Here is a 14,803-nt window from a genome sequence, read left to right on the forward strand (position 1 = left end):
CACCCCGCCCTCGCCGATGACCTATGGGCATGCGAAGCGTTGGTGTGCCATGACCTCTTGTAGCCCGGAGGTGGGTGGCGTTCTGCGCAGCGGGGTAAAGGAGGAGGCGGCACCAGCCGCCGGGGGACACCCGCGGAGCAGAGCGCCGCCCGCCTCCGAGCCCGCGAGGTCTCAGAGAGAGAGAAACGAAACTCAGACAGGCCGTCGAACCCGGAACCAGGCCGCGTACATCGCCGGCAAAGCCAGCAAGGTCAGCACCGTCGCCACAATCAGCCCCCCCATGATCGCGACAGCCATCGGTCCCCAGAACACACTGCGAGACAGCGGAATCATCGCCAGCACCGCCGCCGCCGCCGTCAACACGATGGGCCGCATCCGCCGAACAGCCGCTTCCACGATCGCGTCCCAGGCCGGCACACCGCGCGCCCTATCCTGCTCGATCTGATCGATCAGGATCACCGAGTTGCGCTGGATCATCCCCATCAAGGCAATCACCCCCAGCAAAGCCACGAAACCAAACGGCCGGTTCAGCAACAGCAAAGCCCCCGCCACCCCCGCCATGCCCAACGGCCCGGTCAGGAACACCAGCATCGACCGGCTGAAACTCTGCAACTGCAGCATCAGCAACGTGAACACGATGAACAACATCAAAGGCACGCCCACCACGATCGAAGCCGAGCCCTTGCTGCTCTCCTCCACCGCGCCCGCCACCTCGATGTGGTACGCGCTCAGACCCCGCGCGGCCCAGCCGTCGCTGATCGCCTTGAGCTTCGGCTGCAGCTCGGCCGTCACCGTCGCGCCCTGCAAGCCCTCGACCACGTCACCCTGCACCGTGATCGCATAGTCGCGGTTCTCGCGCCACAACACACCCGGCTCCCAGTCGAACACCGGCTTGGCGATCTGCAACAGCGGAATCGCCTGGCCACTCGCCGTGGGCAGATACGCATTGGCCAGGCTGGTGATCGCGTCGCGCTCGTCCAGCGGCTGGCGAAGCACGATGTCGATCAGCTTGTCGCCCTCGCGGTACTGGCCCACCGTGGTGCCCGAAAGCAAGGTGCGCGAGGCCTGCGCGATCGACTGGCTCGACACGCCCAGCGCGCGCGCCTTGGCCTGGTCCACCTCCAGCCGCAGCTTCTTCACCGACTCGTTCCAGTTGTCGTTCACGCCGCGCATGTTCGGGTTCTCGCGCATCGCCTGCTTCACCTCGTCGGCCAGGCCGCGCAGCACCTGCGGGTCGGTGCCCACCACGCGGAACTGCACCGGGTACGGCACGGGCGGGCCGTTGGGCAGCAGCTTCACGCGGCCGCGCACCTCGGGGAATTCGGTCGCCAGCAAGGCCGGCAAGGCCTTGCGCAGGTGCTCGCGCGTCTTCAGGTCCTGGGGCAGCACGATCATCTGCGACACGTTGGTCTGCGGGAAGATCTGGTCCAGCGGCAGGTAGAAGCGTGGCACGCCCGAGCCCACCCAGGTGGTCACGCTGCGCACGCCCTCTTCCTTGGCGAACCGGCCTTCCACGCGGCGCGTCACCTCGTCCATGGCGGGCATGCTGCTGCCCTCGGGCAGCCAGATGTCCACCAGGATCTCGGGCCGGCTCGAATCGGGGAAGAACTGCTGCTGCACCGAGCCCATGCCGACGATGCCGAGCACGAAGGTCAGGATGGTCGCGCCAATGGTCAGCCAGCGGTGCTGCACGCACCAGTCCACCACGGCGCGGAAACGCACGTAGAACGGTCCGTCGAAGACCTCGTGCGGCTCGCCCTCGGCGTGCGGCTTCACCTTGAGCAGCACCACGCCCAGGTAGGGCACGAACAGCACCGCCACCACCCAGGAGATCACCAGCGCCAGCACCGTCACCGCGAAGATCGCGAAGGTGTACTCACCGGTGGTGGAATCTGCGAGGCCGATCGGCAGAAAGCCCGCGGCCGTGATCAGCGTGCCCGTCAGCATGGGCATGGCCGTGGCGTCCCAGGTGAAGGTGGCCGCGCGCATCATGTCGTAGCCCTCTTCGAGCTTTCGCACCATCATCTCCACCGCGATGATGGCGTCGTCCACCAGCAGGCCCAGCGCGATGATGAGCGAGCCCAGCGAAATCTTGTGCAGGCCGATGCCCCAGTAGTTCATGGCCAGGAAGGTGATGGCCAGCACCAGCGGGATGGTGATGAACACCACCAGGCCGGGCCGCATGTCCAGCACGTAGCGCTTGAGCCCCCGGCCGCCCGGGCGCCGGTGCAGGCCCAGCGCCAGGAAACTCACCGCGAGCACGATCACCACCGCCTCGATCAGCACCTTCACGAACTCGTTGACCGAATTGGTCACCGCGCTGGGCTGGTCCTGCACCTGGGCCAGCGTCATGCCCGCGGGCAGCGTGGCCTCGATGCCGGCCACGGTGGTCTTGAGCGCCCTGCCCAGGGCGATGATGTCGCCACCCTTGGCCATGGAGATGCCCAGCGCGATGCTGTCCTGCCCTTCGTGGCGCACCAGCACCTGCGGCGGGTCCACGTAACCCAGGCCGATCTTGGCGATGTCGCCCAGGCGGATCTGCGTGCCGTTGGCCGCGCGGATCGGCATGGCGCGCAACTGCTCCACCGAGTTGAAGGCACCGGCCACGCGCACCTGCACCACGTCCTGCGGCGTCTGCACCGTGCCGGCCGATTCCACCGCGTTCTGCTGCCCCAGCGCGTCCAGCACCTGCTGCAGGTTCAGGCCCAGCGTGGCCAGGCGCTTCTGCGAGATCTCGATGTAGAGCTTCTCGTCCTGCACGCCGAACAGCTCGACCTTGCTCACGTCTTTCACGCGCAGCAGGCGCTGGCGCACGTCGTCGGCCACCTGCTTCTTGTCGGCCGGCGAAAAACCTTCGCCCTGCAGCGCGTAGATCACGCCGTACACGTCGCCGAATTCGTCGTTGAAGAACGGGCCCACCACACCCTGTGGCAAGGTGGCGCGCATGTCGCCCACCTTCTTGCGCGCCGTGTACCAGATCTGCGGCACCTCCTGCGGCGGCGAGGAGTCCTTGAGCTGGAAGATGATCAGCGTCTCGCCCGGCTTGGAGTAGCTGCGGATCTTGTCCGCGTAGGGCACTTCCTGCAGCGTCTTCTCGATGCGGTCGGCAACTTGCTCGGCGACCTGCTCGGCGGTGGCGCCAGGCCAGTAGGCGCGCACCACCATGGCGCGGAAGGTGAACGGCGGGTCCTCGTCCTGGCCGAGCTGGAAGTAGGCCGCCACGCCCAGCACCATCAGCACGATCATCAGGTAGCGGGTGAAGGCCTGGTGGTCCAGCGCCCATTGCGACAGGTTGAAGCGCGAGACCCAGGAGCCGGCGGGTTCGCCGGCGTTGTTCGTCGTCGGTGAGGCGTCGTTCATGCCGGGCCTCACTGCGTGGCGGCGGCGGTGAAACGCGTGACCTTCTGCCCCGGCGAGAGCACATGCACCCCGGTGCGCACCACTTCCTCACCGGGCTTGAGCCCGGCCACGATGACCATCTCGTTGCCATCGGCGCCAGCCACTTGCACCGGGCGCGGCTGCACCGTGCTGGCGGCGGCGTCGAACACCCACACGGCCGAGCCCTGGCGGTCGCCCTGGTCGGAACGCGCCAACGCGCTGGTGGGCAGCTTGATCACGGCGGGCGCGTCGCTCGCGCCGCCCAGCGTCACATAGGCCGTGGCGCCCAGCGGCACGGCCGCTCCATCGGGCAGCGAGAGCTTGACCTGGTAGGTGCGCGTGCGCAACGTCGGCACTGGCCGCCACTTCGCGCACCGTCGCCTCCAGCGGCGCCGCGGCACCGGGGGCCGCGCCCGCGCCGGCCCACAGCCGCACCTGCGCCGTGGCACCGGGCCGCATCTGGGCCACCCGGTCTTCGGGCACGGCAATGACCACGTCGCGCGCGCCATCGCGCGCCACCCGCACCACCGGCGTGCCGGCGGCCACCACCTGCCCCACTTCGGCGTCCACCGACAGCACCACACCCGCGCCATCGGCCAGCAGGCGCGCGTAGCCGGCCTGGTTGCCCTGCACCGCGCCCTGGGCCTTGGCCTGGCGCAGCGTGGCCTCGGCCGACTGCAGCGTGGCCTGGCGGCGCTCGATCTCGGCGCCGCTCACGAAGCCCTGGGCCTGCAGGTCCTGGTAACGCTTGAGGTCGGCGGCGGCGAGGTCGCGCTGGGTCTGCGCGGCGCTCACCTGGGCCTGCGCGGCCTGGCTGGAGAGCGCGAGGTCCTGCGCGTCCAGTTGCGCCAGCAACTGGCCCGGCTTCACCCGCTGCCCCACCTCGGCCGGGCGCTGCACCAGCTTGCCCCCCACCCGGAAGCCCAGGCGCGACTCGGTGCGCGCCCTGACCTCACCGGCGTACTCGCTGCGCGCCACCACATTGCCCGTGCCCACGGTGAGCAGCTTGACCGAGCGGATCGGCTCCTGCGGCGCGGGCGGGCGGGAGCAGGCGGACAGCACCAGGGCGGCGGTCACGATCAGGACAAAATGCGGTGTTTTCATGGTGTTGCAGGCGGGTGCGGGGGTGGAAACACAGAGAGCGTGAAAGAGCGCTCATGGCGCCCTACACTAATGACTGACCGGTTAGTAATCAAAATTGTAGATCAAATCCATGAACCTTCTTCATGACAAAAACGTCATCCAACGGGGCTGACGCGACGCCGCTGGGCTCGGGTGTCGGGCACTACGAGAACTTCCCCGTCGCCTCCTGGCTGTGCCCGCCGGCGCTGCGTCCGGCCGTGGGCGCCATCTACCACTTCGCCCGCACGGCCGACGACATTGCCGACGAAGGCGATGCCCAAGCGGCGCAGCGCCTGGCCGACCTGGCCGCCTACCGCGCCGAACTGCACCGCTGCCTGCAACCCACCTCGCGCTCCACGCTGGACATGCCCGAAGCGCGCTGGCCCGGCATCTTCCGCGCGCTGGGCAAGGCCGCGCGCCGCCATGCCCTGCCCGCCCCGTGCCTGCACGACCTGCTCAGCGCCTTCGAGCAAGACGTGCGCCACACCGCGAGCGGTCACCGCTACGCCGACACCCCCGAGCTGCTGGCCTACTGCCGGCTGTCGGCCAACCCGGTGGGCCGCCTGCTGCTGCACCTGTATGGGGTGCGCGACGAGGCTTCGCTGCGCCAGAGCGACCAGATCTGCAGCGCCTTGCAACTCATCAACTTCTGGCAGGACATCAGCGTGGACCTGCCGCGCGGGCGCTGCTACCTGCCGGCCGACACCTTGCGGCGCCAGGGCGTGGCCGTGGCCGACTTCGAATCGAACCATGGCAGCAAGGAACAGGCCATGCAGGCCGTGGTGGCCGAGCTCTGCGCCTACGCGCGTGGCCTCATGCAGCAGGGCGCGCCCCTGGTGCACCGCGTGCCGGGCCGCGCCGGCTGGGAGCTGCGCCTGGTGGTGCAAGGCGGCCTGCGCATCCTCGACGGCATTGCCGCCCAGCACCACCGCAGCTGGCAGACCCGCGTGACGCTGCACAAGAGCGACCTGCCCCGGCTGGCCTGGCGAGCGCTCTGGATGTAGGCCTGTTCAGGCGCTTTTCAGGCGCTGCGGCCCACGGGCGGCGCGTCCTCGGGCCGCCCGTGGGCCTCGTCGGGGGCGTCCGGCGCCACCGTCAAGGGCAGGAACACATGGAAACTGGCCCCCTGGTCGGGGCAGGCGTCGGCCCAGATGCGCCCGCCGTGGTACTCCACGATGCGGCGCACCAGCGCCAGCCCGATGCCCGCGCCCTCGAAGCGCGGGTCGCTGTGCAGGCGCTGGAACATGCCGAACAGCCGCTCCGCCTGCCCCGGCTCGAAACCCACGCCGTTGTCGCTTACGTGGAACTCGGTGCCATCGGGCAGCGCGCGCCAGCCCACCTCGATCTCGATCACCTCGCGGTGGGACGCGTACTTCACCGCGTTGTCCAGCAGGTTGACCCACACCTCGCGCAGCAGCACCGGGTCGCCCTGCACCGTGGGCAGGCCGGGCTGGATGCGCCAGCGCAGTTTCTTCATGCCGGCGTCGATCGCCAGCGCCGCCACGGTCTCGTCCACCAGCGCGGCCATGTCGACCGTCCCCACTTTCATGCCCTTGCGACCCAGGCGCGCGAACGACAGCATGCCGTCGATGAGGTGCCTCATCTGCACCGCGGCGCGGATGATCTTGTCGCAGTACGGCAGGCCGCCCTGCACGTCGCCCGCGCTCACCTCTTCCTTGAGCAGCTCGGCGAACCCGGCGATGTGGCGCAGCGGCGTGCGCAGGTCGTGCGAAAGCGCGTACGAGAACTCCTCCAGCGAGCCGTAGGCCTCCTCCAGCTGGCGCGTGCGCATCAGCACCTGCTGGTTCAGGTCTTCGTTGCGGCGGTGGCGCTGCTCGATCAGGTTCTTGTACAGCGTGACGTCCTGCACCGAGAACGTGAGCGGCAGCTCGACCGCGTTCGACCCCACGTGCGGCACGCCCCGGCAGCGCACCCAGCGGCAGGCGCCGGTGGCGGTGACCACGCGGAACTCCACGTCGATCTCGTCGCCCGAACGCAGGGCCGCGTCCAGCGCGGCCTGCAGCATCGGCCGGTCCTGCTCGTGGGCGTGCGCCATGAACGCCTGCACGCCGCGCGCCTCCTCGTCGCGTTCGCAACCGAGGATGCGGTAGATCTCGGAGGTCCAGCGCGAGCGGCCGGTGTCCTCGTCGTGTTCGATGCGGCCCAGCCGCGCCAGCCGCTGCGCCAGCTCCAGCCGGTGCTGCAGGTCGGCGGTGAGCAGCTCGCGCTTCTTGCGCTCGGTGATGTCGGTCTGGATCGACACGTAGCTCGTCAGCCGGCCCGCCGCGTCCCGGATCGGCTCGATGTTGAGCGACACCCAGTACGGCTCGCCCGAGCGCTTGTAGTTCAGCAACTCGAAGTCCCGCACCGCCTGCCCCTGCCGCACCATCGCACCCAGGCGGGAGAGCGACAGGGCGCTGGTCTGCGGCCCGTGCAGCAGTTCGGCCGGGCGGCGGCCCACGCATTCGTCCAACCGCCAACCGGTGATGCGCGAATACGCGGCGTTGACCCAGGTGATGCGGCGCTCCTCGTCGGTCACCACCACCATGTTGGAGGTGTTCTCCACGATCATCTCCAGCATCTGGAAGCGCCGCATCACATCTTCGGCGGCGGGCATGGGCGTCGGGGACATGGTCTGCTCCTCAGGCAAAGATGCCCACCGCGCTCTTCATGCTCTGCGACTGGTGGTTCAGGGCGTTGGCCGCGGCGGCGCTCTGCTCCACCAGCGCCGCGTTCTGCTGTGTCATTTCGTCGAGCCGCCCCACGGCGGTGTTGAGCTGCTCCATCTCGCGGGTCTGCTGCACCGAGGCCGCGTTGACGGTGGTGATCAGCCGCGTGAGGTCGCTCACCTGCGCCACGATCTCGTTCATGCGCGCCCCCGTGGCCTCGACCTGGGTGGCGCCCTCGCGGATGCCGGCCAGGCTGCCGTCGATCAGTTCGCGGATCTCCCTGGCCGCGTTCGCGCTGCGCTGCGCCAGCGTGCGCACCTCGGTGGAGACCACCGCGAAACCCCGCCCCTGCTCGCCCGCGCGCGCGGCCTCCACGGCGGCGTTGAGCGCCAGGATGTTGGTCTGGAAGGCGATGCCGTCCACGATGTCCACGAACTCGGCGATGCGGTGGCTCGAGCGCGTGATCTGCTCCATGGTGCGCGCCATCGCCCGCATGGCCTCGCCGCCCGAACTCGCCACCTCGCTGGTCTGGCGCGCCAGCGTGGCCGCGTCCTGGGCCGCGCTCGCGTTCTGCCGCATGGTCGCCACCAGCTGCTCCATGGACGACGCGGTCTGCTGCAGGTTGGCGGCGGTCTGTTCGGTGCGGCTGCTCAGGTCGTCGTTGCCGTGGGCGATCTCGCCGCTGCGCAACCGAGACCCCGGTGGCCTGGGTCGACATGTCGGCCAGCAGCGAGCGCAGGTTCAGCGCCGACTGGTTCACGGTCAACAACAGCATGCCGATCTCGTCCACCCGGTTCAGGCTGGCCAGCCCGCCAGCGTGCCCGCTGGCCACGCGCTGGGCCTGCCGCAGCACCAGCTTGAGCGGCGCGGCCAGTTGCCGCTGCAACCACAGCGCGCTCCCCGCCAGCAGCAGCACCAGCAGGCCCACGGTCCACGCGGCGCGCCCGGCCGGCAGGCCCGAGAACGCCAGGGCGGCGGCCATGCCCAGGCCGGGCAGCAGCAGCGCCAGGCGGATGCGCCCGCTCACGCCCAGCCAGCCGTTCCAGGACAGCCAGGCCAGCGGGCCGCTGCGCACCACCAGCCCGCGAAAGAAGCGCCAGCCCTGCGCCCGGCCTTCGCGAAAGCGCCGGTACAGCGCCTCGGCGCCCTGCACCTCCTCGCGGCCCGGCTTGGTGCGCACCGAGAGGTAACCCGTGAGCACGCCGTTGCGCATCACCGGCGCGGCGTTGGCGCGCACCCAGTAGTGGTCGCCGTTCTTGCGCCGGTTCTTCACCAGGGCCGACCAGGGCATGCCCTGGCGCAGCGTGGCCCACATGTCGGCAAAGGCCTGGGCCGGCATGTCGGGGTGGCGCACCAGGTTGTGGGGCTGGCCGATGAGCTCTTCGGCGGTGAAGCCGCTGACCTCCACGAACGCCGCGTTGGCATGAACGATGTGGCTCTGCGTGTCCGTGGTCGACAGCAGGGTGCTGCGTTCATCGAACTCGTATTCCTGCTGCGTCACGGGCTGGTTGTTTCGCATGGGCAAGTGTCTCGCTCTCAATGAGGTGGGGGTCTCGCACCACGGTCCGCAGAGGACCGCATGTGACCCCATTTCGGCACACAAGCGCCTTGAGGCATCTCAAAAAACGCAGCAGAAAACCGGGAATCTGCAACGGATGTGACGCAGCACGCGTTTCCAGGCCCCTGTTTCGCGTCTACTGGGGAGGAACCCTTGTTTAAATCCCGGGGCCCCTATGAAACAGCCGACCGCGCCCACCGATGCCACGCCTGTCCCGCCGCCCCGCTGCCGGACGCGTTGCGGCCATTGCGCCACGCTGCAGGTCTGCCTCATGGGCGGTCTGCCGGACGCCTCGCGCGAGCTGCTGGCCTCGTGCATCGAGGAATCGGCCTTCGGCAAGGGCGATGCGCTCCAGCTCGAAGGCGTGGTGGCGCAGCGCATCTCCATCATCAAGATCGGCGCCGTGATGCGCACCCGACAGGGCGAGGACGGGCAGCCGCACCCGGTGGCCCTGCTCGGCCGGGGCAAGACCCTCGGGGGCTACGCGGTCTATGGGCACCAGGAGCAGATCGGCGCCCAGGCCCTCTCCACCGGGCGGGTCTGCAGCGTGGACGTGCCCGACTTCTACCGCCTGGGCGTGGTGGACCGCCAGTTCCACGCCTGCATCCAGGCGCACATCGTGGACGCGCACGGCCAGCTGGCCGACTGGTCGCGCGTCATGCGCATCAAGGGCTTGCAGCAGAAACTGCTCGCCACGCTGCAGCTGTACGCGCGCGAGCAGCGCAGTCAGGCGATCCGCCTGCCCAGCCACGTGGCGCTGGCCGCCCTGCTCTCCACCACGCGCGAGACCATCGCGCGTTCGCTGCGCCAGCTGGAGGCGGCCGGCCACATCCTGCGGCACGACCGCTGGCACTGCGAAGTGGTCAGGCCGCGCGGCACCGGAGAGGCCACGGCCAGCCCCTGACCCCGCGCCGCCTCAGGGCTCGCCGATGTCCTCGTTCCAGAGCCCGGGCTCGGCGGCGATGAAGTCCCGCATCAGGTGCACGCAGCTCGGTTCCTGCAGCACCTGCACCTCCACGCCCCGGCCGCGCAGCCAGTCTTCCTCGCCCAGGAAGGTCTGGTTCTCGCCCACCACCACCTTCGGGATGCCGTAGAGCGCGATCGCGCCGCTGCACATCGGGCACGGCGAGAGCGTGGTGTAGATCACCGATTCCTGGTAGACCCGCGCGGGCTGCCGGCCTGCGTTTTCCAGCGCGTCCATCTCGCCGTGCAGGATGGCGCTGCCCTGCTGCACCCGCCGGTTGTGGCCGCGTCCGATGATGCGGCCCTGGTGCACGAGCACCGAGCCGATCGGGATGCCCCCTTCCTCGCGGCCCAGCCGGGCTTCGTCGATGGCGGCTTGCATGAACGGGTCCATGGGGTTTCCTTTCAAAAAAATCGTGTTCAGCCACGGCCCGGTGGCGGGCTGGGCGTGCTGGGCGTCTCCATTTCGGCCGCGCCACCCTCCACCGGCGGCGGTCCGTTGACCACGGGGCCCGATGCCGCCGGCTCGGGCGGGTCGAGCTCGGCCCGGTGGCGCGGCAGATAGCCCGGGTACTCGCGCTGGATGAAGTCGATCAGGTGCTCGCGCACATGGCAGCGCAGGTCCCACGCCGCGGGGGCCGAGGCGGCCGTGACGAGGCAGCGCAGCTGCATCGCCTTCTCGCCCGCTTCGGTCACCTGCAGCAGCGCGAAGCGCCTGTCCCAGTGGGGCGACTTCTCGCAGGCCGCCTGCAAGGCCTCGCGCAGAGGCGCCAGCGGCATGCGGTAGTCCACCCAGAGAAACACCGTGCCGATGAGCTCCGAGGTGCGGCGCGTCCAGTTCTGGAACGGTTTTTCGATCCAGTACTGCAGCGGCACCACCAGGCGCCGCTGATCCCAGATGCGCACCACCACGTAGGTGCCGGTGATCTCCTCGATCACGCCCCACTCGTTCTCCACGATCACCACGTCGTCGATGCGGATCGGCTGGCTCAGGCCGATCTGCAGGCCCGCGATCAGGTTGCCCAGCACCGGCCGCGCCGCGAAACCCGCCACGATGCCCACCACGCCCGCCGAAGCCAGCAGGCTGGTGCCGATCTGGCGCACGGCCGGGAAGGTCATGAGCATCAGCGACACGCCGATCAGCACCACCAGCCCCTGCACGGTGCGCGAGAGCACCATGGTCTGGGTCTGGATGCGGCGCGCCGAGAGGTTGTCCGACACCGCCAGCGGGTTGGCCTCGTTCACGCCCCGCGCCACGCCCTGCACCACGCGCGCCAGCAGCCAGGTGAACACGCCGATGAGCAGCAGCGTGAGCAGGCGATCCACCCCCGGCAGGCCTTCAGGGCCCTGCTGCCAGGCCAGATTGAGGGCCAGCAGCTGCAGCGCCAGGTGCGCCGGCGCCTCGATGGCGCGCCCCACGCTGGCCACCATGGGGGCGCGCTGCGCGGCGCGCCGCACCACGCGGCGGCCGACCCGGAACAGTAGCTCGGCCAGCAGGCACAGCGGCAGCACGAGCACCAGGGTGGGCAGCCAGGCGGCGAGAAACGGGGGGAAACCTTCGGGGAGCCAGTCAACCATGTTCATGGCCCATCGTAGCCAGAACCGCGCCCGGCGGAAAACCGCGCCGATCAGGTCGGTTCGGTCAACTCCTCCTGCGCCGCGCGCCGGCGCCGCCAGGTGGCCGGTGGCACGCCGTACTCGCGCCGGAACGCGCGGATGAACGCCGTGTCGGTCTGGTAGCCCACGTCCTCGGCGATGCGCGAGAGCGGTGCCTTGCTGCGGCACAGCAGGTTGGCCGCGAGCATCATGCGCCACTGGATCAGGTACTGCATGGGCGAGCTGCCCACCAGGTGCTGGAAGCGTTCGGCCAGCACCGAGCGCGAAGTGCCCGCCTCGCGCGCGAGTTCCTCCAGCGTCCAGGCGTGCGCCGGGCGCTGGTGCAGCGCGTTGAGCGCGGCGCCCACCACGCGGTCGCCCAGGCCCGCGAGCCAGCCGGTGCGGCCCGCGCTCTGCTCGTTGATGTAGAGCCGCAGCACCTCGATGAACAGCACCTCGGCCAGCTTGGACAACACGCCCGCACCGCCCGGCCGGGGCGAGCGCGCCTCGGCCAGCGCGTAGCGCACCGAGGCTTCCAGCCAGGTGCCCGCGTTCGATCCGCGCACGTTCACCCGCACCAGCGGCGGCAGCCCGGCCAGCAGCAGGCGGGCCAGCCCCGCGTCGCAGGCCAGATAGCCGCACAGCAGCCGGGTCGGCGCACCGCCCCCGCCGTACATCAGCTGCCGGGGCCGGCGCTGCAGCAACTCCTTCAACGGCGTGGCGGGCGCGGGCGTGAGGCCGGGGGCCGATCCCATGCGGTGCGCATCGCCCTGCGAGAACACGATCACATCCCCCGCACCCAGCCGCACCGGCGGCTGGTGGTCCAGCTCCACGAAACACTCGCCCTCGGTGACCAGGTGAAAGATCACCACCCGTTCGGCGTCCGGCTCCAGCAGCGGCGCGGCCGCGTCGGCGCGCGGCGACTGGTAACACCAGGGCGCAGTGAAGCGGCCCTGGAGAAAGATGGCGCCCACCAGTTGCACCACGCGCAGGGTTTCGGACAGGGCGTCCATGCCTTCTCAGCCAGCATCGATGCGCAAGGCCAGCGGCGTCGCGGCCTGCAACGCGTTGGGAATCGGCGAGCGGCCCACCGCCGACTGCACCAGCGCGCGCAGGCGTTCGGGCGGCACGCCGTTCGCCTGCACGCGCACGGCCAACTGCACATCCCCTGGCCCGGCGTTCACCGCCTGCCCGTCGGCATCGCGCATGCCGAGCAGGCCGCGCGTGTCGGAGCGGCTGGTCGCTTTCACCTCCAGGCTGGTGAGTTCGACACCCTCGGCCGCCGCCGCCATCACGATGGAGGTGGTCGCGCAGGACGCCAGCCCCGCGCGGAACAGCCAGCCCGGCGTCACCAGATCGCCGGTGCCGCCGAGTTCGTTCGGCATGTCGGAAGGCACCTGCGTGCCGTTGGCGTGGCTGCGCCACCACGCGCGTGCCACCGGTCCAGCGCGCGGTGGCCGGGCCGTCCTCGTGCAAGCCGGTCTCGGGCCGGCGCTGCAGCACGGCTTGCACGCGCTGCAGGGCCTCTGCGATGTGTTGTTGCGTCACGGTGCACCTCCGAGCCGAGGCATTATGGGCGCCCTCCCCCCAGGCACCAAGGCAGCACGTCGGCTCATGCACCCGGGCCGGACGCTGGGACAGCATTTCCGGACGCGCGGTCAGCCGCGCCAGCGCCCCGGGCCAGATCCGGACGATCGGGCAGCCCTGAGCGCGCCTCGGGCAGGACACCGCACCCCCCTCGCGTTCCACTGCATGCCGGGCCATCGATCACCGCGGCCCGCACGCCAGCCACCCTTCAGCGAGACAAACACCATGAACGCACCGACCGACTTCCTTGCCCTGAAAACCCGCCAGCAGGCCGCCTGGGCCAGCGGCGACTACGCCGTCATCGGCACCACCCTGCAGCTCGTCGGCGAATCGCTCGCCGAGGCCTGCGACCTGCGCTGGGACGAGCGCGTGCTCGACGTGGCCGCCGGCAACGGCAACGCCACCCTGGCCGCGGCGCGCCGGGGCGCACGCGTCACCTCCACCGACTACGTGCCCACCCTGCTCGAACGCGGCGCCGAACGCGCGCAGGCCGAGCGGCTGGACGTGCAATTCCAGGTCGCCGACGTGGAAGAACTACCCTTCGACGATGCCAGCTTCGACGTGGTGCTCTCCACCTTCGGCGTGATGTTCGCGCCCGACCACGCCCGCAGCGCGGCCGAGATGGCGCGCGTCTGCCGCCCCGGCGGGCGCATCGGCCTGGCCAACTGGACGCCCGAAGGCTTCATCGGCCAGCTGTTCAAGACCCTGGGGCGCCAGCTGCCACCACCGGCCGGCGTGCAGCCGCCCTCGCTCTGGGGCACGGAGGCACATCTGCGCGAGCTCTTCGGGTCCACCGCCGCGAAGATCGACGCCACGCCCCGGCTGTTCAATTTCCGTTACCGCTCGGCCGCGCACTTCATCGACGTGTTCCGCACCTGGTACGGCCCGGTGCACAAGGCCTTCGCCGCGCTGCCACCCGACAAGGCCCAGGCGCTGGAGAGCGACCTCACCGAACTGCTCAACCGCCTCAACCGGGGCGGGCCCACCGCGCTGGTGGTGCCCAGCGAGTACCTCGAAATCGTCATCACCCGCCGCTGACGAAAGGGCCCACCATGGACGCGCGCCTTCAACGCCGCGTGCAGCGCTACGGCTGGGACCTGGCCGCGGACGACTACGAGGCGCTGTGGCAGGCCCAGTTGGCGCCCGCCCAGGCCCGCCTGCTGGAGCGCATGGCGCTGCAAACCGGTGAACACGTGCTCGATGTGGCCTGCGGCACCGGCCTGGTCACCCTGCGCGCCGCGCACAGCGTGGGGCCGCAGGGCCAGGCGATCGGGGTCGACCTCTCGGAACGCATGGTGCAGGCCGCCGAGCGCCGCGCGCGGGCCAGCGGGCAGCGCCACATGCGCTGGGAGCGCATGGACGCCGAACAGCTGGCGCTGGCCGATGCCAGCCTCGACGCCGCGCTGTGCGCCTTCGGACTCATGTACCTGCCCGAACCCGAGCAGGCCCTGAAAGAACTGGTGCGCGTGCTGCGCCCGGGGGGCCGCCTGGGATTGGCGGTGTGGGGCGAGCGAGCGCGCTGCGGCTGGTCGGCGCTGTTTCCCATCGTCGATGCCGAAGTGACCACCGAAGTCTGCCCGCTGTTCTTCCGCCTCGGCCAGGGCGACGCGCTGGCGCGGCTGTGCGGCCAGGCTGGCGCGACCGGGCTGCGGACCGAACGCCTGAACACCAGCCTTCACTACGCCAGCGGCGACGAAGCCTGCCGCGCCGCCTTCGCCGGCGGCCCGGTGGCACTCGCCTGGTCGCGCTTTGGCGACGAGGCGCGCGCGCGGGCCTGCGCCCGCTACCTCGACGCGCTCGCGCCCTGGCGCAGCGGCGCCGGCTACGCGGTGCCGGCCGAGTTCGTGCTCGTGACCGGCCACAAGCCCGAGCGAAGCTGAGGGAGGGCCGCGTCGTCTACAGTGGAAGCCGATCTTCCACTGGGACGAAA

General features: G+C 70.4%; 10 protein-coding genes and 2 pseudogenes. 4 read left to right on the forward strand and 8 right to left on the reverse strand.

Annotated features, from left to right (window positions below):
• Window positions 1-192 precede the first annotated feature (192 nt).
• Together ACFJI0_RS13010 and ACFJI0_RS13015 are read right to left on the reverse strand one after the other, a co-directional pair.
• A complete protein-coding gene (locus ACFJI0_RS13010) occupies window positions 193-3,360 on the reverse strand; it encodes an efflux RND transporter permease subunit (RefSeq protein WP_382325387.1) in 3,168 nt (1,055 codons plus the stop codon).
• An 8-nt stretch (window positions 3,361-3,368) separates the two neighbouring features.
• Window positions 3,369-4,482, reverse strand: a pseudogene (locus tag ACFJI0_RS13015) (efflux RND transporter periplasmic adaptor subunit).
• A 122-nt stretch (window positions 4,483-4,604) separates the two neighbouring features.
• Between ACFJI0_RS13015 and hpnC the strand changes: the two are divergent.
• Window positions 4,605-5,504 carry a squalene synthase HpnC gene (hpnC, locus tag ACFJI0_RS13020; RefSeq protein ID WP_382325388.1) on the forward strand — a complete coding sequence of 300 codons (900 nt, stop codon included), beginning with the start codon at window positions 4,605-4,607 and terminating at the stop codon, window positions 5,502-5,504.
• Between the two features lie 17 nt (window positions 5,505-5,521).
• Here the strand turns inward: hpnC and ACFJI0_RS13025 are convergent, their stop codons facing one another.
• Both ACFJI0_RS13025 and ACFJI0_RS13030 read right to left on the reverse strand, forming a co-directional pair.
• A complete protein-coding gene (locus ACFJI0_RS13025; RefSeq protein ID WP_382325390.1) occupies window positions 5,522-7,132 on the reverse strand; it encodes an ATP-binding protein in 1,611 nt (536 codons plus the stop codon).
• A 10-nt stretch (window positions 7,133-7,142) separates the two neighbouring features.
• Window positions 7,143-8,688, reverse strand: a pseudogene (locus tag ACFJI0_RS13030) (methyl-accepting chemotaxis protein).
• A 310-nt stretch (window positions 8,689-8,998) separates the two neighbouring features.
• On the opposite strand from ACFJI0_RS13030, the gene ACFJI0_RS13035 reads away from it, so the two are divergent.
• Window positions 8,999-9,631, forward strand: coding sequence for a Crp/Fnr family transcriptional regulator (locus ACFJI0_RS13035; RefSeq protein WP_382325392.1), 633 nt, complete (start codon window positions 8,999-9,001; stop codon window positions 9,629-9,631).
• A gap of 12 nt (window positions 9,632-9,643) precedes the next feature.
• On the opposite strand, the gene ACFJI0_RS13040 is transcribed toward ACFJI0_RS13035, so the two are convergent.
• From ACFJI0_RS13040 to ACFJI0_RS13055, 4 genes are read right to left on the reverse strand one after another with little or no spacing between them, the layout of a single operon-like run.
• Window positions 9,644-10,084: a nucleoside deaminase gene (locus tag ACFJI0_RS13040; protein ID WP_382325394.1), complete on the reverse strand. Its 441-nt coding sequence runs from the start codon at window positions 10,082-10,084 to the stop codon at window positions 9,644-9,646.
• 26 nt (window positions 10,085-10,110) lie between these two features.
• The gene (locus ACFJI0_RS13045; RefSeq protein ID WP_382325396.1) at window positions 10,111-11,274 is read right to left on the reverse strand and encodes a mechanosensitive ion channel family protein; all 1,164 of its coding nucleotides are present in this window, start codon (window positions 11,272-11,274) and stop codon (window positions 10,111-10,113) included.
• Between the two features lie 44 nt (window positions 11,275-11,318).
• Window positions 11,319-12,299 carry an AraC family transcriptional regulator gene (locus ACFJI0_RS13050; protein WP_382325398.1) on the reverse strand — a complete coding sequence of 327 codons (981 nt, stop codon included), beginning with the start codon at window positions 12,297-12,299 and terminating at the stop codon, window positions 11,319-11,321.
• Between the two features lie 6 nt (window positions 12,300-12,305).
• Complete coding sequence (locus ACFJI0_RS13055) at window positions 12,306-12,725, reverse strand: OsmC family protein (RefSeq protein ID WP_382325400.1); 420 nt, start codon at window positions 12,723-12,725, stop codon at window positions 12,306-12,308.
• 373 nt (window positions 12,726-13,098) lie between these two features.
• Between ACFJI0_RS13055 and ACFJI0_RS13060 the strand changes: the two genes are divergently transcribed.
• Window positions 13,099-13,911, forward strand: coding sequence for a class I SAM-dependent methyltransferase (locus ACFJI0_RS13060; RefSeq protein WP_382325402.1), 813 nt, complete (start codon window positions 13,099-13,101; stop codon window positions 13,909-13,911).
• Window positions 13,912-13,925: 14 nt separating this feature from the next.
• Window positions 13,926-14,753 (forward strand): class I SAM-dependent methyltransferase, encoded by an 828-nt coding sequence (locus ACFJI0_RS13065; RefSeq protein ID WP_382325404.1) that lies wholly within the window; start codon window positions 13,926-13,928, stop codon window positions 14,751-14,753.
• Window positions 14,754-14,803 lie beyond the last annotated feature (50 nt).

The organism is Hydrogenophaga sp. UC242_53, assembly GCF_042696965.1.
GTDB lineage: Bacteria > Pseudomonadota > Gammaproteobacteria > Burkholderiales > Burkholderiaceae_C > Hydrogenophaga.